This is a genomic window from Streptomyces sp. FH025, assembly GCF_017427025.1.
Taxonomy (GTDB): domain Bacteria; phylum Actinomycetota; class Actinomycetes; order Streptomycetales; family Streptomycetaceae; genus Kitasatospora.
On sequence record NZ_JAFLNG010000500.1, the window covers coordinates 1 to 5,829 of the forward strand.

The window sequence follows — 5,829 nt, forward strand, 5'->3', positions numbered from 1 at the left end:
GCACGCGCGGGTCGAGGGCGGCGTGCAGGGTGTCGGCCAGGAAGCCGGAGGCGAGCACGACGACGGCGGTGAACAGGTTGATCGCCACCACCGAGTTGACGTCCTGTTCGTTGATCGACTGGATCAGCCACTCGCCCATGCCGTGCCAGCCGAAGATCGTCTCGGTGAAGATGGCACCGGTGAAGATGCCCAGGAAGCTGTAGGCGAACATGGTCGACATCGGGATCACGGCGGTGCGCAGCCCGTGTTTGAACAGGGCCCGGCGGCGGGTGAGGCCCTTGGCCTCGGCGGTGCGCAGGTAGTCGGAGCCGAGCACGTCGAGCATGGTGCCGCGCTGGTAGCGGCTGTAGGTGGCGATGCCGCCGAGGGCGAGCGAGATGGTGGGCAGCAGCAGGTGCAGCGCCCAGTCGGCGAGGTGGGCGCCGATGCCGCCGGCCAGCCCGGGGGTCTCGTAGCCGGTGAACGGGATGACCTCGTGGCCGGCCGCGTCCTTGGCGGCGATCGCGCCGTTCTTGAGGAACAGCGCGACGAGGAAGACCGGGGTGGAGAGCAGCACGAAGGACATCACGGTGAGCAGCCGGTCGGAGAGCCGGTACTGGCGGACGGCGCTCCACGCCCCGGCGGCGACGCCGAGGACCGTGCCGAGCAGGCTGCCGAGCAGCAGCAGTCGCAGCGAGACCCAGACCCGGCGGCCGAAGTCGTCGGTGACCGGGGTGTCGTGGATGGTCCGGCCGAGGTCGCCGTGCAGCAGTCCGCCGGCCCAGTGGCCGAAGCGCTCGACGACCGGGGTGCGGTCGTTCAGGTTGAGCGCGGTGAGCTGCCGCTCGACCGATTCGGCGGACGGGCGGGGCACCTTGGCGTCGAAGTAGGTGCGGGGCTGGAGGGCGCTCGCGGAGATCGCGTACGCCAGGAACACGGCGGCGATCAGCAGCGCCGCGTAGTAGCTCAGCCGCTTCGCCAGGTAGCGGAGCATCAACGGCCGCCCGGGGTGGGGGTGGGGTCGACGCGTCTGGTGGGCATCGGATGGTGGCCTTCGGTCGGGCCCGGTCGGGGCGTCAGATGGCGTATTCGGCAGGAGAGTTGGTGAAAGCGCAGGTCAGAGTGAAGCACCGGGGTGCGGCGGTGGTGTTGCGGCGGCATTGCGGTGTGTGGCTTTTGGATCAGGTGTGCGCTCCTCCCCCTGGTGGCGAATCTGATCCGCTGTTACGTTCGGCTGGCTCGATGCCGGATTGAGTGCCCACGCTCAAGCCGACTCATGCCTCTCACGGCCCAACTCCCGTCACGAACCGGCTCAACTCCCGTCACCAATCCCAGGGGGACCCTCATGGACGCTTCCACCACGGCCCGCCGCCTCGGCCGGGCGACCGTGCTCGCCGTCGCCGTCGCGCTGGCGGTCACCGCGTGCACCTCGGGCGGGGGCGGTTCGGCCGACAACGTGGCCAAGAGCGAGCCGCCGAGACAGGACTCCCAGGACATCAACGCCAAGTCGCCGGACCAGATCAAGGACGGCGGCGAGGTGCGCTTCCAGCTGGACCAGTGGATCAGCCAGTGGAACCCGCTCCAGGTGGACGGCGGCTCCTACACCGACACGGTGAACCTCATCCGGGCCGTGGAGCCGACGCTGTTCAGGACCGACGCCTCCGGCACCTTCCAGGCCGACCCGAACTTCCTGGTGGACGCCAAGGTCACCTCGACCTCGCCGCAGGTGGTCACGTACCGGCTGAACCCCAAGGCCAAGTGGTCGGACGGGAAGCCGCTCAGCTACCTGGACTTCAAGGCGGACTGGCAGACCAGCAACGGCAAGGACCCGGCGTACAACGGCTACGACCCGTCCGGCTACGAGCTGATCTCCGCGGTCGAGCAGGGCGCCGACCCCACCGAGGTGAAGGTCACCTTCTCGCAGCCGTACGCGGACTGGCAGAACCTGTTCCGCCCGCTGATCCCGGCCGCCGGCATCTCGACCCCGGACGACTTCAACAAGGGCTGGGTGGAGAAGATCCCGATCACCGCGGGCGCGTTCAAGATCGGTACGGCGGACAAGACCGCGCAGACCCTCACCCTCGTTCCGGACCCGGCCTGGTGGGGCCCCCGGGCCAAGCTCGACAAGATCACCTTCCGGGCGATGAACAAGGCGGCGAGCATCCAGGCGTACCTCAACAACGAGATCGACCTCGCCTCGGCCGGCACCGCCACCGCGTACGGGCAGCTCAAGGACAACAAGGACACCGTGATCCGGGCCGCCAGCCCGTGGGACGAGGTGCACATCTCCTTCGGCGGCACCGGCGCGCTGGCGGACCAGAAGGTCCGCCAGGCGCTCGGCAAGTCGCTCGACCGCTCGGCGCTGATCAAGATCGCCAACAACGGGGTGCCGGTGGAGTTCAAGCCGCTCGGCAACCACATCATCATGCCCAACCAGGCCGGCTACCAGGACAACTCCGGCGACTGGGCCAAGTTCGACCCGGCCGCGGCCAAGAAGCTGCTGGACGAGGCCGGTTGGCAGGACGCCGGCAGCGGCCAGCCGCGCACCAAGGACGGCAAGCCGCTGGAGCTGCACTGGGTGCTCAGCGACGGCACCCCGCAGGCCCAGCTCGACCTCGCCACCGCCGCCGCGGCGATGTGGCAGCAGGTCGGGGTCAAGGTCGACCTGGACAAGGTGGCCGCCAACGACTTCTTCGCCAAGTACATCACCCCGGGCAAGTTCGACATCGCGAGCTGGCGCAACACCGACTCCTTCCCCAACTCCAAGAGCCTGGCCAACTTCCGCCTGCCGGTGGGCGACAACACCTTCAGCAACCCGTCGCGGCTGGGCACCCCGGAGATCGACGAGCTGCTGAAGAAGGCGTCCGGGACGGTCGACCCGGTGGAGGCCGCGAAGCTCTACAACCAGGCGGACGCGAAGATCTGGGAGCTCGGCCACACCGTCGAGCTGTACCAGCGGCCGGCCGTGGTGGCGGTCCGCAAGGGGCTGGCCAACTACGGTGCCTTCGGCCTCGCGGAGGAGGACTACAGCAAGGTCGGCTGGGAGAAGTAGTCCGGGCCGCCGGGGCGGCGAGGGCGAGCGCGACCGCACGGCAGGCGCTGGCGAGCAGCGCGGTGATCACGAGGTGGGTGGTGCGGACATGAGTGGGTCGGCTCCGCCGCCCCCGCTGTCCTGCCACCCGCCTTGACCTTCCGCGTTGCTCGCAGGCCGCCCGTGTCAGGGGGCCCCGCAGGGCCCGCGCTCGCTTCCAACCGGGGACGAATCTAGCGGGGCGTTCCGGGAGGTCGCGGCAGAGCGCGCGGGGCACACCCGGAAACCCGCCGTACTGTCACCCACTTCGCGCACCGAAGCGTCAACTACGGCTGACAGCAAGAAGAAAAGGGACAAAAGGGGTCGTCGGGCCAGGGTCCTTACGGGGTCGCCGGATGCCGCGCCGGTGCGTGCGCCGGGCTCGGGCCGCTGCCAGGATGCGCGGGACAGCGAGCCCTCCCGACCTCCGGAGCAGCACCGATGGCCAGTGATCCCGCCGCCGCGGCACACCGCCCGCACCCCGTCGACCCGCCCCCGGTGCGCCGGATGGTCCCGCGCGACCGGCACGAGCCGCACCGGGTCGCCACCCCGCTGGAACTCTTCTTCGACCTGTGCTTCGTGGTCGCGGTCGGTCAGGCCGGGCGCGAACTCGCCCACTCCCTGGCGGCCGGGCACTACGGGGAGGGCCTGCGCGGCTACGCGCTCGCCTTCTTCGCGATCTGGTGGGCCTGGATGAACTTCACCTGGTTCGCCTCCGCGTACGACTGCGACGACGTGCCGTACCGGCTCACCACGCTGGTGCAGATCGCCGGGGTGCTGATCCTCGCGGCCGGGGTGCCGCGGCTGTTCGCCACCCAGGACCTCACGCTGGCGATCGCCGGCTACGTGGTGATGCGCCTGGCGATGGTCACCCAGTGGCTGCGCGCGGCCGCCGGAGAGCAGGGCGAGGCCCGCCGGGTCGCGCTGCGGTACGCGGTGGGGATCGCGCTCTGCCAGGTCGGCTGGGTCGTGGTGCTGCTGCTGCCGGACGCCGTACGGCCGGTGATCATCCCCATCGGGGTGCTGTGCGAGCTGGCCGTGCCGGTGGTCGCCGAGCTGCGGCTGCGGACCTCCTGGCACCCGCACCACATCGCCGAGCGGTACGGGCTGTTCACCCTGATCGTGCTCGGCGAGACGGTGGCCGCGGCGACGGTGGCGGTGCAGTCGGCGGTGGACGAGCACGAGGAGCTGGGCCGGTTGGTGCCGGTGGCGGTGGGCGGCCTGCTGATCTGCTTCGCGGCCTGGTGGATCTACTTCGCCCGGCCCGTCCACCAGCACCTGCGCTCCAGTCGGCAGGCCTTCGCCTGGGGGTACGGGCACTACCTGGTGTTCGGCTCGGCGGCGGCGATCGGCGCCGGGCTGGAGGTGGCGGTGGAGTCGGCCGTGCACCGGGCGGAGATCTCCGAGACGGCCGCGGCCGCGACGGTGACCGTACCGACCGCCGTCTACCTGTTCACGGTCTGGTTCCTGCACTCCCGGCACACCAAGCGCGGCGCGCTCGCGCAGTCGATCGCGCCGACCGGGGCGGTGCTGGTGCTGGCCTGCACCGCGCTCGGCGGCTCCGGGGTGCCGGCGGCGGGGCTGGTCTGCGCGCTGATGGTCGCGGTGGGCGTGCTGATCCACAGCCGGGAGAGCAGGGAGAGCCGGGAGACTCGGGACGGCGGGGCGGCCTGAGGTTCAGACGCGCTCCAGCAGCACCGGTTCGTGCCGCTCCAGCCAGGCCAGGTAGGCCGGGTTGACCTTGGCCAGATCCAGGTAGGCGGCGCGCAGCTCGTCGTACAGCGCGTCCAGGGCGGGCGGGTTGAGCGCGCGCGGGCGCCAGGTGAACAGCAGCCGGACGGCCAGCGGGTCCCCGTGGACCGGGCGGACCACCGTGCCGGGCCCGGGCAGCGAGGTCGGCTGGCAGGGGCGGACGGCTTCGCCCGAGGCGACCAGTTCGGAGGCGGTGGCGTTGTCCCGCACCTGTACCACCCGGGGGTTGAGCCCGGCCTCGCTGAACACCCGGCGCATCGCCGCGTACTCGTGGTCGGCGGTCGGATCGACCATCCAGGTGTCCTCGGCGAGGTCGGCCAGGTGCACGACCGGGCGGGCGGCGGCCGGGTGCCCGGCGGCGAGCGCGACGAACTGAGGCTCACGGGCCATCAGCACCCGGTGCTCGGCGTCCGGCGGCACCCGCAGCGGGAAGCCCTCGCTCTCGTACACGAAGGCCACGTCCAGCTGGTCGGCGGCGACCATGCGCAGCAGCGCGCTGGCGGAGACGTCGACGTGGATGGTGGTGTCGGTGTCCGGCAGCCGCTCGTGCACCCGGCGCAGCCAGGCCGCGACCGCCCGGCTGCCGACGCTGCCGATGCGCAGCCGCCGCTGCCGGCCGGGGCCGGTCGAATCGCGGGCCTCCTGACGGGCGGCGGAGACCAGCGCGGCCATCTCGCTGATCACCGGCCGGGCCCGGGACAGCACCGAGTGGCCGAGCGCGGTGGGCCGGCTACCGGTCTGCTCGCGGGTGAACAGGGTGCCGCCGATGGCCCGTTCGATGCGGTGCAACTGGGTGGTGAGCGAAGGCTGCGTCATGCCGAGCTGGAGCGCGGCCTTGCGGAGGCTGCCGGTGTCGGCTATCGCGCACAGCACCCGGAGGTGTCTCACGTCGAGCTCCACGACGGGAGCATAGACGCCACCGAGGCGTATCGCCAAGGACATGACAGGAGATCAAGGGCAGGCCGACGGAACACTCGGCGGATCCCCACCGGTATGCGCCCGGGCTATGGCCGGTTGGCATCATCCGC

Annotated in this window: 4 protein-coding genes; 2 read left to right on the top strand and 2 right to left on the bottom strand. The window is 71.2% G+C overall.

Translation table 11 applies throughout. From position 1 onward, the window contains the following. Positions 1–973 (bottom strand): ABC transporter permease (locus tag J0670_RS27755; protein ID WP_207814437.1); only part of this gene is annotated, 973 nt, incomplete at its 3' end. Positions 974–1,324: 351 nt separating this feature from the next. Here J0670_RS27755 and J0670_RS27760 point away from each other — a divergent pair. Beyond that, positions 1,325–3,031, top strand: a complete 1,707-nt coding sequence (locus tag J0670_RS27760; protein ID WP_207814438.1) for an ABC transporter family substrate-binding protein — start codon at positions 1,325–1,327, stop codon at positions 3,029–3,031. A gap of 459 nt (positions 3,032–3,490) precedes the next feature. Next, positions 3,491–4,723: a low temperature requirement protein A gene (locus tag J0670_RS27765; RefSeq protein WP_243437612.1), complete on the top strand. Its 1,233-nt coding sequence runs from the start codon at positions 3,491–3,493 to the stop codon at positions 4,721–4,723. Between the two features lie 3 nt (positions 4,724–4,726). Here J0670_RS27765 and J0670_RS27770 read toward each other — a convergent pair whose 3' ends face one another. Further along, positions 4,727–5,701, bottom strand: coding sequence for a LysR family transcriptional regulator (locus tag J0670_RS27770; protein WP_307806723.1), 975 nt, complete (start codon positions 5,699–5,701; stop codon positions 4,727–4,729). Positions 5,702–5,829: the final 128 nt, after the last annotated feature.